General features: G+C 64.9%; 19 protein-coding genes. 7 read left to right on the top strand and 12 right to left on the bottom strand.

Going from position 1 to position 17,165, the window contains the following annotated elements:
• Window positions 1–44 precede the first annotated feature (44 nt).
• Genes H292_RS0111225 through H292_RS0111235 form a run of 3 tightly spaced genes read left to right on the top strand, consistent with a single transcriptional unit; the run spans window position 45 to window position 2,272 of the window.
• Window positions 45–257: a hypothetical protein gene (locus H292_RS0111225; RefSeq protein ID WP_019664386.1), complete on the top strand. Its 213-nt coding sequence runs from the start codon at window positions 45–47 to the stop codon at window positions 255–257.
• A gap of 12 nt (window positions 258–269) precedes the next feature.
• Window positions 270–971, top strand: a complete 702-nt coding sequence (locus tag H292_RS0111230; protein ID WP_019664385.1) for a response regulator transcription factor — start codon at window positions 270–272, stop codon at window positions 969–971.
• A 20-nt stretch (window positions 972–991) separates the two neighbouring features.
• Window positions 992–2,272 carry a sensor histidine kinase gene (locus H292_RS0111235; RefSeq protein WP_019664384.1) on the top strand — a complete coding sequence of 427 codons (1,281 nt, stop codon included), beginning with the start codon at window positions 992–994 and terminating at the stop codon, window positions 2,270–2,272.
• Here H292_RS0111235 and dctA read toward each other — a convergent pair.
• Window positions 2,269–3,648 (bottom strand): C4-dicarboxylate transporter DctA, encoded by a 1,380-nt coding sequence (dctA, locus tag H292_RS0111240; RefSeq protein ID WP_019664383.1) that lies wholly within the window; start codon window positions 3,646–3,648, stop codon window positions 2,269–2,271. The two genes, H292_RS0111235 and dctA, sit on opposite strands and share 4 nt — an antisense overlap.
• 93 nt (window positions 3,649–3,741) lie before the next feature.
• Between dctA and H292_RS0111245 the strand changes: the two genes are divergently transcribed.
• Window positions 3,742–4,686: a TAXI family TRAP transporter solute-binding subunit gene (locus H292_RS0111245; protein ID WP_020111499.1), complete on the top strand. Its 945-nt coding sequence runs from the start codon at window positions 3,742–3,744 to the stop codon at window positions 4,684–4,686.
• A 1-nt stretch (window position 4,687) separates the two neighbouring features.
• Here the strand turns inward: H292_RS0111245 and H292_RS0111250 are convergent, their stop codons facing one another.
• The 4 genes from H292_RS0111250 to H292_RS0111265 all read right to left on the bottom strand — a co-directional run bounded on the left by H292_RS0111250 (window position 4,688) and on the right by H292_RS0111265 (window position 7,890).
• Window positions 4,688–6,052, bottom strand: coding sequence for a HAMP domain-containing sensor histidine kinase (locus tag H292_RS0111250; protein ID WP_231383824.1), 1,365 nt, complete (start codon window positions 6,050–6,052; stop codon window positions 4,688–4,690).
• Between the two features lie 33 nt (window positions 6,053–6,085).
• Complete coding sequence (locus tag H292_RS0111255; protein ID WP_020111501.1) at window positions 6,086–6,769, bottom strand: response regulator transcription factor; 684 nt, start codon at window positions 6,767–6,769, stop codon at window positions 6,086–6,088.
• Window positions 6,770–6,831: 62 nt separating this feature from the next.
• Entirely contained in the window at window positions 6,832–7,191 is a 360-nt protein-coding gene (locus H292_RS0111260) for an FKBP-type peptidyl-prolyl cis-trans isomerase (RefSeq protein ID WP_026347664.1), read from the bottom strand.
• A gap of 24 nt (window positions 7,192–7,215) precedes the next feature.
• Window positions 7,216–7,890, bottom strand: a complete 675-nt coding sequence (locus H292_RS0111265) for a DUF2848 domain-containing protein (protein WP_019664378.1) — start codon at window positions 7,888–7,890, stop codon at window positions 7,216–7,218.
• Window positions 7,891–8,019: 129 nt separating this feature from the next.
• Here H292_RS0111265 and H292_RS0111270 point away from each other — a divergent pair, with 129 nt between their 5' ends.
• Window positions 8,020–9,354, top strand: a complete 1,335-nt coding sequence (locus H292_RS0111270) for an MFS transporter (protein ID WP_019664377.1) — start codon at window positions 8,020–8,022, stop codon at window positions 9,352–9,354.
• On the opposite strand, the gene H292_RS0111275 is transcribed toward H292_RS0111270, so the two are convergent.
• Entirely contained in the window at window positions 9,326–9,967 is a 642-nt protein-coding gene (locus H292_RS0111275) for a GntR family transcriptional regulator (protein ID WP_019664376.1), read from the bottom strand. The two genes, H292_RS0111270 and H292_RS0111275, sit on opposite strands and share 29 nt — an antisense overlap.
• 67 nt (window positions 9,968–10,034) lie before the next feature.
• On the opposite strand from H292_RS0111275, the gene H292_RS0111280 reads away from it, so the two are divergent.
• The gene (locus tag H292_RS0111280; protein ID WP_026347663.1) at window positions 10,035–10,829 is read left to right on the top strand and encodes a carbon-nitrogen hydrolase family protein; all 795 of its coding nucleotides are present in this window, start codon (window positions 10,035–10,037) and stop codon (window positions 10,827–10,829) included.
• A gap of 4 nt (window positions 10,830–10,833) precedes the next feature.
• Here H292_RS0111280 and H292_RS0111285 read toward each other — a convergent pair whose 3' ends face one another.
• Window positions 10,834–11,442: a TetR/AcrR family transcriptional regulator gene (locus tag H292_RS0111285; RefSeq protein ID WP_020111502.1), complete on the bottom strand. Its 609-nt coding sequence runs from the start codon at window positions 11,440–11,442 to the stop codon at window positions 10,834–10,836.
• 56 nt (window positions 11,443–11,498) lie between these two features.
• Between H292_RS0111285 and H292_RS0111290 the strand changes: the two genes are divergently transcribed.
• On the top strand, window positions 11,499–11,906 hold the full coding sequence (locus H292_RS0111290) for a RidA family protein (RefSeq protein WP_019664373.1): 408 nt from the start codon (window positions 11,499–11,501) through the stop codon (window positions 11,904–11,906).
• A gap of 73 nt (window positions 11,907–11,979) precedes the next feature.
• Here H292_RS0111290 and H292_RS0111295 read toward each other — a convergent pair whose 3' ends face one another.
• The 5 genes from H292_RS0111295 to pdxH all read right to left on the bottom strand — a co-directional run bounded on the left by H292_RS0111295 (window position 11,980) and on the right by pdxH (window position 17,134).
• Complete coding sequence (locus H292_RS0111295; protein WP_026347662.1) at window positions 11,980–13,278, bottom strand: citrate synthase; 1,299 nt, start codon at window positions 13,276–13,278, stop codon at window positions 11,980–11,982.
• Window positions 13,279–13,349: 71 nt separating this feature from the next.
• Complete coding sequence (locus tag H292_RS0111300) at window positions 13,350–14,288, bottom strand: carbohydrate kinase family protein (protein WP_020111503.1); 939 nt, start codon at window positions 14,286–14,288, stop codon at window positions 13,350–13,352.
• The gene (locus H292_RS0111305) at window positions 14,285–15,211 is read right to left on the bottom strand and encodes an aldose 1-epimerase family protein (protein ID WP_020111504.1); all 927 of its coding nucleotides are present in this window, start codon (window positions 15,209–15,211) and stop codon (window positions 14,285–14,287) included. The genes H292_RS0111300 and H292_RS0111305 overlap by 4 nt, the downstream gene beginning before the upstream one ends.
• A gap of 19 nt (window positions 15,212–15,230) precedes the next feature.
• Window positions 15,231–16,520: an MFS transporter gene (locus H292_RS0111310; RefSeq protein ID WP_020111505.1), complete on the bottom strand. Its 1,290-nt coding sequence runs from the start codon at window positions 16,518–16,520 to the stop codon at window positions 15,231–15,233.
• Window positions 16,517–17,134, bottom strand: coding sequence for a pyridoxamine 5'-phosphate oxidase (pdxH, locus tag H292_RS0111315; protein WP_020111506.1), 618 nt, complete (start codon window positions 17,132–17,134; stop codon window positions 16,517–16,519). The genes H292_RS0111310 and pdxH overlap by 4 nt, the downstream gene beginning before the upstream one ends.
• Window positions 17,135–17,165: the final 31 nt, after the last annotated feature.

The following is a 17,165-nucleotide window of genomic DNA, read 5'->3' on the forward strand; positions in this document are numbered from 1 at the left end:
TTTGCCTCACCGAGTCCCCAAAGTAGCCTTCTACCTTGGGAAACATGAGAAACACAGCAACCCCCATCTTTCCGGGAGCGGCGTCGCTGATCGACACGACGTGCACGTTCGACGCCTACTACGCCAAGCTCTACGCCAATGCACCTGAACTGGCGTGGACGCTCGATGCCGATCGCGAACGCCGCAGTGCGCTCGAGGAATTCTTCGCCAAATCGCCCGAGGAGCGCGAGATGACCGTCCGGAGCTGGGCGGCATAGCACGATAGAGCTGTGCCCGAATCAGCCACCGTACTCGTAGTCGACGACGACGCGGACGTGCTCGCCTCGCTTCAACGCGGACTCCGCCTGTCCGGATTCACCGTCATCACCGCGGTCGACGGCGCCGAAGCGCTCACCGCGGTCTCCCAGCGATCGCCCGACGTGGTGGTCCTGGACATCAACATGCCGGTCCTCGACGGCGCCAGCGTCGTCAAAGCCCTCCGCGCGATGGGCAACGACGTACCCATCTGTGTGTTGAGTGCTCGGAGCTCGGTCGACGATCGCATCTCCGGCCTGGAATCCGGCGCCGACGACTACCTGACCAAACCGTTCGTCCTGGCCGAGCTGGTCGCTCGGATCCGCGCGATGCTCCGCAGACGCGCGACGGCACCTGCGCCACCCGAATCCAGCTCCGCCATCACCGTCGGCGGGCTGAGCGTCGACATCCCGGGCCATCGCGCCCACGTCGGGATGCGCGAACTGGATCTGACCAAACGGGAATTCGAACTGCTCGCAGTCCTCGCCAGGAACGCAGGCGTCGTCCTGACGCGTGAGCGGCTGCTGGAGCTGGTGTGGGGGTACGACTTCGTGGCCGACACCAATGTCGTCGACGTGTTCGTCGGTTATCTCCGGCGCAAGATCGAGGTCGACGGTCAATCCCGTGTCCTGCACACCGTGCGCGGTGTCGGTTTCGTGCTGCGGCCGAGCTCGTGAGGTTCTCTCTTCGCGCCCGAGTGGCCGTCGCGACCGCACTGGGTGCGACGATCGTCGTCGCGACGCTCGCGACCGTCGCCTCCGTGGTCATCTCCCGCAACAACGTGAGCAACCTCGACGACCGGTTGACGACGGCGTCCCAGGTTCTGATTCCCAGTGCGTCGAGCCTCGAACTGTTCCTCGACCAGCTGGGCAGCTCAGGGGCGTTCGCGGTGACGATCCGAACCGGGGACACCGTCATCGCGTCGACTCCGACGCAGCTGCCGAAGCTCGACGAGGGTTCGGAGACCGTCGACGTGGGAGGAGACCGTTTCCGCGTCTACACCTCGGAGGCTGTGTCGGCGACAAACATCATCATCTCCATCGGCGTTCCCGCCGCCGAGGCGCAGGAGATCACCGACGATCAACAGCGGTGGGTCATCTTCGGCGGATTGGCCGCCATCGCCGCGTCGACGGGCCTCGGCTGGATCTTCGGCGGCCGCGCGGTGAAACCGCTCGTGACACTGACTCGGCAGGTCAGTGCGCAGCCCCCGAGGTCGCCGGACACCTCGACCGGGGTGAAGGAGTCCGACGAGTTGGCCGTGGCCATCGCAGGCATGCTCGAACGACTCGGCGACGCGCAGGCACGTACCACCGAAGCACTCGGCACCGCTCGGGATTTCGCGGCGGTGTCCGCGCACGAACTTCGGACGCCGCTGACGGCGATGCGCACCGACATCGAAGTGCTGCGCACCCTCGACCTCGAGCCGCCGCAGCGACTCGAGATCCTGGAGGATCTGCAGCGGACGCAGGGCCGCGTCGAAGCAACTCTGACGGCTCTCGAGAAACTCGCGTCCGGTGAACTGTCCAGCGACAAGGATCGCGTCCCGGTCGACATCGTCGAGATCTGCGACGTGGCCGCTCAGGACGCGATGCGGCAGAACCCGGGTCTGACGGTCCGCGTCGAATCGGCCCCGTCGCTCGTCGTCGACGCTCTGCCCGCCGGACTCCGCCTCGCCCTGGACAACGCCATCATCAACGCCGTTCGCCACGGGTCGGCCACCGACGTCGCGATCACGCTGACCGAGACGGAGTCCACGGTGCAGATCGTCCTCGACGACAACGGATCCGGAATCCCGCCCGCCGAGCGGGATTCCGTCTTCGAGCGCTTCTACCGTGGGGCGTCGGCGACGAAGGGTGGATCTGGCCTCGGCCTCGCCCTGGTGGCGCAGCAGGCCGAACTGCACGGTGGCCGAGCTCGTTTCACCGACAGTCCGCTCGGTGGGGCCAGACTGGTACTGGACCTCGCACGCGGACACTAGCGACCTGCTGCACCCGAGGACGCCAGCTCCTTGTCGGCCGGCTCGTCGGGATCCAACAGGTCGTCGACGTCGACGGTCTTCGGGTTGTCCAGCACGTAGGCGAGGCGTTCTCGATCGAGCTCGCCCGTCCACCTCGCGATGACGAGCGTTCCGAGTCCGTTGCCGGACAGGTTGGTCAGCGCACGGCCCTCGGACATGAAGCGGTCGATTCCGACGATCAACGCGATACCCGCAACCGGGATCACCGAGTCGAATGCCGTCAACGACGCGGCAAGGGTGACCAGGCCCGCGCCCGACACGCCTGCAGCACCGTTCGACGAGATCAGCATGAACACGAGCAGACCGATCTGAGTCCAGATGGGGACGTCGATACCGAAGGCTTGGGCGATGAAGATCGCGCCCATCGACATGTAGATGGCGGTGCCGTCGAGGTTGAACGAGTAGCCGGTGGGAATGGTCATGCCCACCACGTGCTTCGGTGTGCCTGCCGCTTCCATCTTCGCCATCATCCGCGGAAGGACCGTCTCCGACGACGACGTGCCCAGCACGATCAGCAGTTCGTCCTTGATGTACCGCAGGTACTTGAAGATGCTGAACCCGGCGAGTCTGCAGATGGGGCCGAGGACGAACAGCAGGAACAGGATGCACGTGAGCCAGAAGGAACCCATGAACGTCGCGAGTGAACCGAGGATCGCGCTGCCGTGCTCGCCGATCGTGAACGCGATTCCGCCCATCGCACCCAGCGGCGCAACCCACATCACGAGCTTGATGACGCCGAACATGATCTTGGCGAACGTGTCCAGGGCGCTGACGACCGGTGCCGCCCGCGTGCCGAGCATCGTCACCGCTACGGCCACGAGGATCGCCAGCAGCAGTACCTGCAGCAACATTCCGTCGACGAATGCACTCGCGAACGAGTCGGGTACCAGATTCAGGATGAACCCGGTCAGTCCCGTTCCGCTCGCTTCGCCGGCCGACTCGATGGTGCCCGCGGCCGCCGACGAGTCGAAGGAAGCGACGTCGTAGTTCAATCCACGCCCCGGCCCGAGGACGTTGACGACGACGAGGCCGATCGCCAGCGCGAACACGGTGGTGACGTTGAAGTACATGACGGTCTTGAAGGCGAGACCACCCGCTTTGGCCAGGTTCCCCATCCCCGCGATGCCGACGACGATCGTCGCGAAGATCGTCGGCGCGATGACCACCTTGACGAGTTTGATGAACAGATCGGCCATCCACTTCATCTCCGACGCCACGCCGGGAGCGGTGAGGCCGATGATGATCCCGACGCTGATTCCGACGAGAACCCAGAAGTACAGCTGGTGGTAGAAACGCTTGCGCTTGACGGTGTCACCCGTCTCGGTGGTGGAAGCCATGCCGCCAATGTTCCGCAGTGGCGCCCGTCACACCAACAAAGTTGCGTAGATTTGAGGTCGATCTGACATTCACATTTCGGACATAGGAGACGAGTGAGCGGAAGGATCGATCGACGGACCCTGCTCGCCGGGGTGTCGGCCGTGAGTCTCGCAGCCCTGCTGCCTGCGTGTTCCAGTCGGCCCGTTCCCTCCGTCGACAATTTGACGTTCGCGACGGGACCGGCGGGTGCGACCTACCGTGAGACGGGGACCGCGCTGGCCGAGCGCTGGAACGACGCCCTCGCCCGCCACGTCGTCGACATCGTCGAAACCGACGCGGCCGTCGACAACGCGGCACTGCTCACGGCCGGGTCCGTCGACCTGGGTTTCGTGAACGCCGACGTCGCGAAACCGTTCGTCTCGGACTTCTCCGCACTGTTCCGGGTGTTCGATTCGGTGCTGCACCTCGCGGTCATGGCCGACGGGCCGGTACGAACACTGCAGGATCTACCGGGCATGCGGGTCGCGGTCGGCCTCCCCGGATCGGGAACCCGCTTCACCGCGCTTCGACTCCTCGACTCGGCCGGGCTCGCCGTCACTCCACTGTCCTACGGCCAGGACGACGCGGCCCGGGCACTGCTCTCCGGCGAACTGAATGCAGTCTTCTCGTTGACCGCGATGCCGACACCGGCCCTCGACTCGCTGGTCAGAGACGCCTCGGCGGTGGGCCGAGCCGTCGAATTCGTCGATCTCGCCGTCGACACCGAGGCCGTACGGGCCGCCTATCCCGGAGAGTACGTCGGCGTCGTGATCTCACGGACGGTGTATCCGGACATCGCGTCGAGTCGCACCCTCGCCGTTCCCACGTTCGTGCTGGTGCGCAACGAGTTTCCACGCGACTTGGCTCGTTTCCTGACGGCGAGCACGTTCGAGAATGCCCGGGCGCTGTCGATGAACCGCCCGGAAGCAGATCAGATCAACCCGCGAACCGGGGCCGCCACCACACCCGTTCCACTGCATCCCGGTGCAGCGGACTGGTTCCGCGAACAGAAACCCTGACTCACGCTGACGCACAGGGCAATCGAACAGTCGCCACGATTCCGCCACCGGAAGCACCCCGTAACTCGAACGTTCCTCCCACATCGGCCACCACATCACTCACGATGGCAAGACCCAACCCTGTCCCGGCCACGTTCTGATGCCGTGGCGCGCGCCAGAATCTCCCCGTCGCCGCAGTCGTCTCCGATTCCGACAACCCGCGACCATCGTCCTCCACCTCGAACAACGCCCAGCGACCCTCGGATTCGGTGCGCATCCGGACCGTCACCGTCGTGCCGCCGGACAGCCGGGCGGCGTTGGACACCAGTTCGTCGAGCACCGCGACGAGGCCACCGGAGGGTTGGCGGACGGTGCGACACCCCGGAGCCGGTCCCTCGATCACCAACCGAACCCCGGCGCTCTCCGCGCACGCCTGCCACCGCGGCCGCGCGGCATCGAACACGCCGACGACCGAGCACAGGTCACCGTCACGTTCACCGTCGTCCCGCTCCGCGGAGACGGCGCCGAGCATCGCTTCGAACGTCGCACCCAGTTCCACCGTCTCGGCAACGGCATCCTCGTGGGCCTCGCGGGCGTCACCGTCGCGCAGCCAGGGTCGTAGATTCTCGACCGACAAACGCAAGCTGGCCAACGGATTTCGGAGCTGGTGGGCGGCGTCGGTGACGAACGCGCGCTGACGCTGCATCGACCGCTCGACGGTGTCGGCCATCGTGTTGAACGATTCCGACAGTTCGCGTAGCTCCTGCGGGCCTCGATCGACGTCCGCGCGGGTCGTAAAATCGCCTGCGCCGATACCGGCAGTGCTGCGCTCCAGATCGCGGACGGGCCGAAGAATCCACGATGTCAGCGGCCACAACCCGGCGAGCAACCCGGCGACGGCGACCACCAACACTCCGATACCGACAGCCCATTGGGACAGGCTCCCGGCGCGCAACGTGTCCGTCGGAGCCTCGATGACGACGACGGCGGTCACCTGGGAGTCCCGGCCGACCGGTTCGACCACCCGCACGGGAGCGGCGGTCCACGGGTAGACAGTCGGCGCCTCGGACACCCGGCCGCCCGCGAACGCACGCCTGACGGCACCGGCCAGTTCCTCGTCGTCGGGAAGCGGAACGCCGGGGTCGTACACGGTCGCCCCGTCCAGAGCGAGCACCCACACCGCTGAGTCGTACAACGCCGAGTACGACGCCAGTTCCTCTCCCAGCCCGGTCGATTCCCCGGATTCGATCGCCGCGTCCACCTCGGAGGCGAATCGCACTGCGTCACCGGTCCGGTCGATGAACACACGCTGGGTTGCGCGCTCGGACACCAGAATCGCGTACGGGATACCCACGCCGAGAACGAGAAGGGCGATCACCGGGACCATGCTGAGAACGATCCGTCTGCGCACGGCTGTCCGTCAGCTCTCGGACGCCGATTCGAGCCGATATCCGACGCCTCGGACCGTCGTGATCGACGCTGCGGCGCCGAGTTTGGTGCGAAGCGACGCCATGTGGGTGTCGAGGGTCCTGGTGTTTCCTTCGCGGGCGGACTGCCACACGTGATCCAGGATGCGGTCGCGCTCGACCACGACGTCCACGTTCTGAGCGAGGAGCACGAGCACGTCGAACTCCTTGCGGGTCAACGGAAGAACCATGCCTGCCAGCAGAACTTCGTGACGGTCGCGATCGATGCACAGCTCCCCGTGCCCGATACGACCCTGCGATTCCAGAGGTACGGACGAGAGCCTGAGCCTGCGCATCACGGCGTCGATACGCGCCATGAGCTCGGCGATCCCGAAGGGCTTGACCAGATAGTCGTCCGCGCCGGCACGAAGTCCGCGGACGCGGTCGTTCGTGGCCCCACGCGCTGTGACGGCGATGACCCCGGTGGACGGATGGTCCCGCAGCGCTCGGATCACGTCCACACCGTCTCCGTCGTCGAGACCGAGATCGACGAGAGCAATGGCGAAGTCCTGCCGGGCCATCGCTCGGCGGGCTGCCGCGACCGCGCCGACCCGTTCGACGTCGAAACCCTCGGCATGCAAGGACCGACGCAGAGCACGGGCCACGCGATCGTCGTTTTCGACGACCAATGCCCACATGTCCGAAAAGTCTACTTCGGGAGACTTCGAACTGTGGGCACTTGGTCGACGACCGGTCTACGTCAGTTGACGCCGAGCAGGTCGATCACGAACACGAGGGTCTTTCCGGACAGGCGATGACCGTGTCCGGCCGGGCCGTAGGCGAGCTCCGGCGGAATGGTGAGCTGACGGCGTCCGCCCACCTTCATCCCGGGGATGCCGTCCTGCCAGCCCTGAATCAGGTTCTGGAGCGGGAACTTGATGGACTCCCCGCGGTTCCACGAGGAGTCGAACTCCTCGCCCGAGTCGAACTCGACCCCGACGTAGTGCACCTCGACGGTATCGCCGGGTGAGGCTTCGTCACCGTCTCCCTCGACCAAGTCCACCAGCACTAGATCGATGGGTGGAGGGCCTGCCTGGAACTCGATAATTGGCTTCGTCACGCACTCCACCCTACGTCGCGCTGGTCAGCCGATCGGGTCAGCCATGCGAATGACGTCGTATTCGCAGGTCAGCACGTTTCCGGTGGCGGCGTCGGACATCTCGACCTTCCACGCGTCGGCGAACTGGTCGACGCCGGGATGCATCGAGATCGTGCCCGAGATCAGGATGGTTCCGCGCTTGAACAGCCCGCGCTCACGGAGCACGTCGAGCCAGTACTTCGGAGCGAGGAGATCGGCCAGCGACCCCGTCTGAATCGGGGTCTCGCCGACCCATGCCTTCAGCGTGATGTCGTCGATGCGGTCCGCGACGTCGGACAGACGCCACGCACCGGAACCGAGCACGTCGGGTGATGCGTTCTTGCTCCACGCGACGCTGTGGACCTCGAGGTCGCGGTCGGTGTGATCACACGCGACGGTGAGCAGCACGTCGTCGTCGGTATCGCCGAGAACGACGAGCGCCCACTCGGCTTCACCGGAGGTGCGCCCGTGCTGCACGTGCACGGCGTTCGTCTGCTGAGCCAGGTACGGCGAGATGGGGTACATCGCGGGCGTGACGGTCGGTGCCGGAACACCGAGTTCGGCCAGCTCGGCGATGTGATGAGCAACTTCTTCCTGGTTGCGGCCCGCGTAGCCGGCGTTGAGCAGATTCAGCGGTTCGACGGTCTCGGTGGTTCCGTCCGGAAGCGTGAACGTCAGCATCGTGAATGCCTCTCTCGTTAATTGATTGTTTCGAATACGCCGAAAAGCTTGCGCATACGTCTTGTATACAGCAAGTATGGAATCAGTACAACGGATACAGTGATCCAAGGCACAGACGAAGGAGTTGCCATGACTGCGCAGACAGTCGAAAAGAAAGGCCTGGTCAAGGCATTTGCGGCCAGCCTGACGGGCACCGCATTGGAGTGGTACGACTTTGCCGTCTACTCCGCGGCGGCCGCCCTGATCTTCCCGATCGTCTTCTTTCCCGACAGCGATCCACTGACCGGCACCCTGCTGGCCTTCTCGACCTACGCGGTCGGATACGTGGCACGCCCCGTCGGCGGATTCGTCTTCGGACGCCTCGGCGACGTCATCGGCCGCAAGCAGTTGTTGGTCATCACGCTGCTGCTGATCGGCGTCACCACATTCCTCATCGGTTTGATCCCGGGTTACGACACCATCGGCATCGTCGCCCCGATCCTGCTGGTCACGATGCGCTTCGCCCAGGGCGTGGCCGTCGGCGGCGAATGGGGCGGCGCGGTACTTCTGTCGAGCGAATACGGCAACCCCCGTCAGCGCGGCTTCTGGTCGTCGGCCGCACAGATCGGTCCCCCAGCCGGAAACCTCCTCGCCAACGGTGCTCTCGCCGCACTCACCCTCGCCCTGACCGAGGAGCAGTTCGAATCCTGGGGCTGGCGCGTCGCGTTCCTGCTCTCCGCAGTACTCGTCGGCTTCGGACTGTGGATTCGCCTGAAGCTGGAGGACACTCCGGTGTTCAAGGCACTCCAGGAAAGCGGAGATCGCTCCGAAGCGCCGATCAGCGAGGTCTTCAAGTTTCAGCGTCGCCCTCTTATCGCCGCGATTCTGTCCCGCATCGCCCCCGACGTCATCTACGCACTGTTCACCGTCTTCTCCATCACGTACGGCACACAGAAGCTCGGCTTCGAACGCAGCGAAGTTCTGATCGCCATTCTCATCGGCTCCGCATTCCAGCTCGGCCTGATCCCGCTCGCCGGCGCCCTGTCCGACCGCATCAACCGCCGCCTCGTCTACGGCGTCGCCGCCGTCGGTGGAGTCGCCTGGAGCGCAGTGTTCTTCCTGATCATCGGCGGAAGCTCGCTGCCGCTGCTGATCCTCGGCGTCGTCGTCGGACTGGCGTTCCACTCGTTCATGTACGGACCGCAGGCAGCCTTCGTCACCGAGCAGTTCACCGTGCGCCTGCGATCGACCGGCAGCTCGCTCGCCTACACCCTCGCAGGAGTCGTCGGTGGAGCCATGGCACCGCTGATCTTCGTCTTCCTGCTGGACAAGACCGACACCTGGACGCTGATCGTCGCCTACGTCGCCGTCGTCGGCGCCCTGACCGTCCTCGGCCTCGCGCTCGGACGCAACCCCGACCGGGCCGAGGAAGAGGAGTACGAGGTCATTCGCGCGACTACGCCCTCAACAGGATCTGCAGTGTGACTTCCAGATGATCGTCGATCGCCCGATGCACGAGGTCCTCGTCGCCGCTCTCGAGAGCGACGACGATGGCCTCGTGCTCGGTGCACACGTTGCGCTGGCGATCGGACGCCGCGAACAACGCGGTCAATCCGACGCGCAGCTGACGGGCCCGCAGGCCTGCGTACGTCCGCGACAGCAGTTCACTGCCGGCGGAATCGATCAGAATTTGATGGAACCTGCCGTCGAGGTCGATGAATTCCTTTGCAGCATCATCGGTTCGAACCTCGGCGAGCACCTCCTGAGCACCGAGGGCGTCGCGCATCAGGGCCACCGGCGGGGTGCCGGTTCCGACGGCCACCGAGCCCGCGTGACGCTCCAGCACGCCTCGCAACTCCATCAACTCACCGATCTGGCGGCCGGACATCGCGGGAACGTGAGCACCCCGCTTGGGTACCATCTCGACAAGACCCTCCGCCTGCAACATCAACAGGGCTTCACGAACCGGCGTGCGAGACACCCCGATTCGAGTCGCCAGGTCCTGCTCGTTCAGAAATGTTCCGGTGGCCGCAGGTGACGTGAGCACTTGGTCACGAACGAACGAGTACGCCTTGTCCCTACCCGACACCGATTGCATACGATATGTATACCTCTCGACGCGCTGCGAAACCATGCACAGCGCCCACGAAACAGGAGATCAGCAGATGAGCACCAGCCTCCGAATCAGCCTTGCCCAGGTCACCAGTGGAACTGAACCATCGGACAATCTGCGAATCATCGACACCCACGCCCGCGCAGCCAAAGAAGCCGGATCCTCCGTCGTCGTCTTCCCGGAAGCGATGATGCGGTGCTTCGGCGGACCGATTCGCGGCGTCGCAGAACCCCTCGACGGCCCGTGGGCCGACGGCGTCCGTGCGATCGCGTCCAGCGTCGGAATCACGATCGTCGCGGGAATGTTCACCCCCGCCGACGACGACCGTGTCGCCAACACCCTCCTGGTCACCGGCGACGGCGTCGACGCGAGCTACGACAAGATCCACCTCTTCGACGCCTTCGGTTTCGCCGAATCCGACACGGTCGCACCGGGTTCCGAACCGCTCGTCCTCGACATCGACGGTGTACGCATCGGCTTCGCGACGTGCTACGACATACGCTTCCCCGCGTTGTTCCAGAAGCTCGGCGACCTCGGCGCTCAACTGGTCGTCGTCGCCGCGTCGTGGGGCTCCGGTCCGGGCAAGGCCGAACAGTGGTCGCTGCTCGCCCGAGCCCGCGCCCTCGACTCCACGGCGTTCATCGCCGCCTGCGACCAAGCACAACCCGAGCAGTCGAACGGAACCGCGCCCCTGGGCGTCGGCCACTCCATCGTCAGCTCCCCCACCGGCGAGGTACTGGGTCAACTCGACACGACTCCCGGCATGCTGACCGTGGACATCGACACCACACAGGTCGAGTCGGTGCGCCAGAACCTACCGGTCCTGAAGAACCGCCGACAGTTCTGACGGGTCACCCGAACTCCCAGCCCGCTGCCACGGATTCACGGCAGCGGGCTTCGTCGTCGCCGGCGGCGACGTACACCGCCGTGAGCATCGACGCCCCGTAGGCCAACGCAGCCTCGTCGAGCGGCCCGGTCACGACGAGCGAGACCAGCCCATGCCCGACGATCCAAGCCTGAAGCGCGAGATCCACCGAATCCACATCCGCCCGGAATCGTCCGGCATCCTTTGCACGGTCGATCCCCAGCACCAGATGCTGCAGAACCGCATCAGCGCCGCCCGGATCCTCCAGATCGACCGTCGCGTCGAACATCACTCGATACAGATCCGGATTCTCCAACGCGTTACGTGTGTACACCGATCCGAGCGACGCCAGGTCACGGACCGGATCCGCCGTGACCTCCGCGGCCTCCGACATGGCGGCCAACCTCTTGAAACCTTCCTGCCGCACGGCCATCCACAGACCGTCGAGGCCGTCGAAGTAGGTGTACACGGCCATGGTCGAGACCTCGGTGTCCTTGACGAGCGCACGCAGCGTCACGGGCTGCCTGTCCCCCAACATTCGCGCGGCTCGTTCGATGAGCATCGACCTGATCCGAGGATCTTTGGTTCTGACCATTCCCCAACAATACATAACAGTGTTATATTTTCGGAACCCCGACGAAGGAGCCAGATATGACCATCACCCTGCACAACCCCGACGGTCTGCCCAAACCCGATGTCTACCGCCAACTCTCGGTCGCCGAAGGATCGAAGCTCGTGTTCCTTTCCGGCCAGGTCGCCCGCGACGCCGACGGCAACCGCGTCGGGGAGAACGACTTCGCGGCGCAGGTCGAACAGGCCTACCTCAACGTCGCCACCGCGCTGAACGCCGTCGGCGGGACGTTCGACGATGTCGCGAAGCTGACGGTCTACGTCGTCGACTGGACGGCCGAGAAGATGCCGTTGCTCGGAGAAGGCGTCGGGCGGGCCGCAGCGAAGCTCGGCATCGACCCCGTCAAACCCATCACGCTCATCGGAGTCGTCGCGCTCGGCGAACCGGACATCATGGTCGAGGTCGAGGCCACGGCCGTGCTCGACTGACACGTGCACCCCGAAACGACGAAAGCCGCCTGGACCCCGTGACAGGTTCAGGCGGCTCTTCGCTCGGTGACGACTAGCGCGAGGACACGTCCTTGTAGTCACGCTCGGTGTAACCGGTGTAGATCTGACGCGGCCGACCGATCTTCGTGGTCGGATCCTCGTGCATCTCACGCCAGTGCGCGATCCAGCCCGGGAGACGTCCCATGGCGAACAGCACCGTGAACATGTGCGGCGGGAAGCCCATCGCTCGGTAGATCAGCCCGGTGTAGAAGTCCACGTTCGGGTACAGCTTGCGCTCGACGAAGTAGTCGTCGGTGAGCGCCGTCTCCTCGAGCTTGAGCGCAATGTCGAGGAGCTCGTCACCGTTGCCCAGCTTGCCGAGGATGTTGTGCGCGGTCTCCTTGACCAGCGTGGCGCGCGGATCGAAGTTCTTGTAGACGCGGTGCCCGAAGCCCATGAGCTTCACGCCGTCTTCCTTGTTCTTCACCCGACGCAGGAAGTCGGTGGCGTCGCCGCCCTCCGCCTTGATCTTGTCCAGCATCTCGAGGACGGCCTGGTTGGCGCCGCCGTGCAGCGGTCCCCACAGAGCATTGATGCCACCCGAGATGGACGTGAAGAGGTTCGCGTCCGAGGATCCGACCAGACGAACCGTCGACGTCGAGCAGTTCTGCTCGTGGTCCGCGTGCAGAATCAGGAGCATGTCCAGAGCCTTCACGATCTCCGGGTCCACCTCGTAGGGCTCCGCCGGGAATCCGAACGTCATGGTCAGGAAGTTCTCGACCAGGCTCTTCGAGTTGTCCGGGTACAGGAACGGCTGACCGACGGACTTCTTGTACGCATAAGCCGCGATGGTCGGCAGCTTCGCGAGCAAGCGGATGGTCGAGAGTTCGACCTGCTCGGGGTTGTTCGGATCCAACGAATCCTGGTAGTACGCGGACAACGCGTTGACCGCACTGGACAGCACCGGCATCGGGTGAGCGTTGCGCGGGAAACCGTCGAAGAATCGCTTGAGGTCCTCGTGCAGCAGTGTGTGCCTGCGGATCTTGTCGGTGAACTTCTCGAGCTGGTCCTCCGTGGGGAGCTCACCGTAGATCAGCAGGTAACTGACCTCGATGAAGCTCGACTTGCCGGCCAGCTGTTCGATCGGGTAACCGCGGTAGCGCAGGATCCCTGCAGCACCGTCGATGTAGGTGATCGCAGACTTCGTCGACGCGGTGTTGACGAATCCGCCGTCGAGCGTCGTGTAGCCGGTCTCGGCCAGCAACTTACCCAGCTCGATGCCGTCATTGCCTTCGGTTGCCTTGGCAATGGACATGCTGTGTTCGCCACCGGGGTAAACGAGGGTGGCTTTTGCGTCATTCTCAGCGGGCACGAATGGTCCCTCTCGAACTCATGTAACGGACACGTACTTAAATCGGACACTTACTGCAGTCGATAGAGAAACTAGTCTCTCGGCGCCTCGGACGCCCACGGAGGGTCGGCACCCGGGCGAGAAACCGTGATGGCGGCTGCTCGCGCGGCGAACCTCAGTGCTGCCTTCCAGTCTCCCGCGCCCATGTCATTCAGGTCACGCGTTGTGACAATGGTCTCGTTTGTCAAATACGCGAGTAAAGCTCCGTGCACGGTGTCACCTGCACCGATGGTGTCGACGACGTCGACGGGCACCCCGGGAACCGAGAATTCGCCCGCCGAAGTGAACACCGAGATACCGTCGCCTCCGCGCGTCATCACGATGGCTGCGACGCCTGCCGCGAGCCAGTCGTCGACCGTCGTCCCCTCGGGTCCGAGTCCCAACCAGTGCGCGTCGTCCTCGCTGACCTTCAAGATGTCCACCGACGGCAACCACGACTTGAATCGGGTACGAAAACCGTCGGCCGTGATGTCTCCACTGGTGCTGTCGATGGCAGCCGGACGGATGTTGGGGTCCAGCATCGTCAGCTTCCCCGCCGCGTGCGCACGGTGCAGCAGGGCTGCGTACATCGACGCGCCCGGCTCGTACAGAAGCGACAGCGTGCCGAAGGACAGAGTCGTGATCTCGTCCGGCAACTCGCCCGGGTCACCGACGAGCCGATCGGCCGTACCGTCTGCGTAGAACGAGTACTGAGCGCTACCGTCGTCCGCCAGGGTGGTCATCGCCAACGTGGTCGGCTCGGCGCCGCGCTGCACCCACGTGGTGTCGACGCCTGCATCACGCAGGCTGCCGAGGATCTGCTCCCCGAACGCGTCCGTGGACACCCTCGACAGGAACGACACGTTCGTGCCCAGACGACCGAGCGACACCGCGACGTTGAACGGGCCACCCCCGAGCTTCGGAGAGAGCAACGGGCCTTCGTGCACCGGGACCAGATCGACGAGAGACTCGCCGCACACCAGAATCGTCATCGCGTCAGAAACTCCATTCCCCATGAGCCGGTCCAGGTTTGCCCCGGCGTCAACACGATCACGTCGACGCCGGAATTGAACGCGTCGGGCGGGCACGTCATCGGTTCCACGGCCACCGCGCGCCCACGGTCCGGGTACGCCTGATCATGTCCGGGGTCGGCGGTGAACACCTGCACCCAATCGAACTCGCGGTCCGTCCACAGTCCGGTACCCGTGCCGTCCGGCCCGCGGAGAACGTGCCAGGCCTTGCCGTCGGCGTCGGGTACTTCGGCGCTGAACGGAGTGTCCAGCCAGACGTCCTTCATGAGCCGCGGCGCCGTGAAATCGAACTCCGAACCCGCGGTCGGAACCGACGGACCGTTGGGCAGGTTGCGAACAGGGTCGAGTTGCAGCCGAGTGCCGGCGGAGAACTCCAACGTGCAGTCGTCGAGCGGAACATCGCCGACGCGCACGAACGTGTGAAAACCCATGCCGTAGGGAGCGTCGGACTCACCGGTGTTGGTCGCCGACGCGGTCACGACGAGCCCGCTGTTCGACAGTTCGTGCACGACCGTCACCTCCACGCTGTACGGCCAACCCGGGTGCTGCCCGATGTCCACCGACTGCTCGACGCGAGACTCCGATCTGTCCACGAGAGTCCAGTCGACCCTGCGCACGAAACCGTGGCTTGCATTGTTGCGAGACGGTTCGGTGATCTCCAACTGGTGGTCGCTACCACCGAAAGTGAATGCACCGTCGGCGACACGGTTGGGCCACGGAGCGAGCACCAATCCCGCCGAGAGCGGTGGTGTGGTGCCCACTTCCCACGTCTCGGTCAGCGGCGATCCGTCGAACTCGAGCAGCCTCAGACCGGCGCCTGCCGCGGCGATCTCCGCCCGGTACCTCCCGCTCGAGATCGAATATGCGTCAGCCATGGCTGCCATTGTCCACTACCTGACAGGCTTATTCGGTCATTCCGCGGGCTACGCTCCTGACCCGGTACCGAATGAATGCCGGAAGAGCCAGCGCGGCAAGCGATACACCGATCACGACGAGCACTCCGCCGCCCGCTGCCGCCGCCGCGGTACCCACCGACGCCGCCGCAGCGCCGTGCAGGACGTCACCGATCCTGGGGCCACCGGCAACCACGACGATGAACACTCCCTGCAGCCGACCTCTCATCTCGTCCGTCGCGACCGTCTGCAACATCGTCGACCGGAATGCAGCCGAGATCATGTCGGCGCCGCCGCCCAGAGCGAGGAACGCAAGCGCGAACCACAACGCCACCGTCGTCGCACCGTCGGACGCCAGGCCGACCGCGACACCGAACCCGATCATCGCCGCACCCCACACCATGATCGCGACGATCACAGCCATGCCTTGCCGTTTCACACGCGGAAGCCATCCCGAGAACACACCGCCCACCACCGCGCCCGCCGACATCGCCGCGAACAGCATGCCGAGAACCGGCCCACCCGAGGCCGGATCACCGAAACTTTCGTGCGCGATCTGCGGAAAAAGGGCACGGGGCATACCGAACACCATCGCGATGATGTCGACCACGAACGACGCGAGCAGCACCTTCTGCGTCGCCAGGTAGGCGAAACCGTCGAACACCGAACGCAGACCGGCACGCTGACCCGCCGACGCCGGAGGGATCGCGGGGAGCTTGATCACCGCCCACAGCGTCGCGAACAGGAACACCGTGTCGATCAGATACAGCGTCTCCAAGCCGATATAGTAGATCAGGATTCCGGCGCTCAACGGTCCTGCGATGGCGCCGAAATTCATCACCGTCATGTTCAGCGAATTCGCGGCCGGGAGCTGTCCGGGTGGCAGGATGCGCGGCAACAGTGCACTACGCGTCGGTTGGTTGACCGCGAAGAACGCCTGTTGGACGGCCAGCAGAACCAGAACCACCCATACGTTGTTCAGATCGAGGAACGCCTGCAGCCAGAACAGCGCGGACGTACCGATCAGACCGAACGTGGTGCACATCAACAACGTTCGACGATCCATCACGTCGGCGAGCGCACCGCCCCACAGCCCGAACACGATCAGCGGAACCAACGCGAACACGCCCGTCAACCCGACGTACGCCGAGCTGAGCGTGATCTGGAATACCTGTTGCGGCACAGCGACGATCGACAACTGCGCACCGATGACGGTGATGATGTTGGCGAGCCACAAGCGCCGATAGGCAGGAGTCTTCAGCGGAGTGGTGTCGGCCAGGACACCGCGAAGAGCATTCACGGCTGCAGGCGCTCCACCAGCCGAGTCGACGTCGTCAACCGAATTCTGTTGTGCAACCGATTGGTTCGGCCCTGCCAGAACTCCACGGTCTCCGGGCTCAGCCGGAACCCACCCCAACCGGGCGGAACCGGCACATCCACACCGTCGAACCTGCGAGCAACCTCAGCCAGAGCAGCCTCGAGCGCCTCACGGGAATCGATCGGCTGCGACTGCTGCGACGCCCACGCCCCCAGCTGCGACCCGCGAGGCCGCGACGCGAAATACGCCGCAGTGTCCTCCGCGGACACCTTTCGGACGGACCCTCGGAAGGTGAGCTGACGCTCGATACCGATCCACGGGAACGTCACCGACGCATACGGGGTGTGAGCGAGGTGGGTCGCCTTGTCGGATCCGTAGTTCGTGTAGAACACCACACCGTCGGCGTCCAGACCCTTGCACAACACCGTCCTGGTCGACGGCCGTCCGTCGGCATCGACGGTCGCGAGAACCATCGCGTTGGGCTCGGCGATCTTCGCCTCGACAGCGTCGGCGAGCCACTGCTGCGCCACCGGTAGCCAACCGCCGAGCAGCCGCTCCGCATCCACGTCGGCGTCCTGCTTGTAGTCGACCCGCATATCGGCCAGAGGGGAGGTGTCGCTCGGTTGC

The sequence above is a fragment of the Rhodococcus sp. 114MFTsu3.1 genome (assembly GCF_000383555.1).
Lineage (GTDB): Bacteria > Actinomycetota > Actinomycetes > Mycobacteriales > Mycobacteriaceae > Rhodococcoides > Rhodococcoides fascians_E.

Bases quoted from the DNA above. Each gene is read 5' to 3' on its own strand.
- H292_RS0111275 (WP_019664376.1), bottom strand. From the start codon at position 9,967: ATGCAATCGGTGTCGGGTAGGGACAAGGCGTACTCGTTCGTTCGTGAC.
- H292_RS0111280 (WP_026347663.1), top strand. From the start codon at position 10,035: ATGAGCACCAGCCTCCGAATCAGCCTTGCCCAGGTCACCAGTGGAACT.
- H292_RS0111290 (WP_019664373.1), top strand. From the start codon at position 11,499: ATGACCATCACCCTGCACAACCCCGACGGTCTGCCCAAACCCGATGTC.
- H292_RS0111300 (WP_020111503.1), bottom strand. From the start codon at position 14,288: ATGACGATTCTGGTGTGCGGCGAGTCTCTCGTCGATCTGGTCCCGGTG.
- H292_RS0111270 (WP_019664377.1), top strand. From the start codon at position 8,020: ATGACTGCGCAGACAGTCGAAAAGAAAGGCCTGGTCAAGGCATTTGCG.
- H292_RS0111265 (WP_019664378.1), bottom strand. From the start codon at position 7,890: ATGCTGACGTTCACGCTTCCGGACGGAACCACCGAGACCGTCGAACCG.
- H292_RS0111225 (WP_019664386.1), top strand. From the start codon at position 45: ATGAGAAACACAGCAACCCCCATCTTTCCGGGAGCGGCGTCGCTGATC.
- H292_RS0111285 (WP_020111502.1), bottom strand. From the start codon at position 11,442: ATGGTCAGAACCAAAGATCCTCGGATCAGGTCGATGCTCATCGAACGA.
- dctA (WP_019664383.1), bottom strand. From the start codon at position 3,648: ATGGCTTCCACCACCGAGACGGGTGACACCGTCAAGCGCAAGCGTTTC.
- H292_RS0111305 (WP_020111504.1), bottom strand. From the start codon at position 15,211: ATGGCAGCCATGGCTGACGCATATTCGATCTCGAGCGGGAGGTACCGG.
- pdxH (WP_020111506.1), bottom strand. From the start codon at position 17,134: ATGCGGGTCGACTACAAGCAGGACGCCGACGTGGATGCGGAGCGGCTG.
- H292_RS0111255 (WP_020111501.1), bottom strand. From the start codon at position 6,769: ATGTGGGCATTGGTCGTCGAAAACGACGATCGCGTGGCCCGTGCTCTG.
- H292_RS0111250 (WP_231383824.1), bottom strand. From the start codon at position 6,052: ATGGTCCCGGTGATCGCCCTTCTCGTTCTCGGCGTGGGTATCCCGTAC.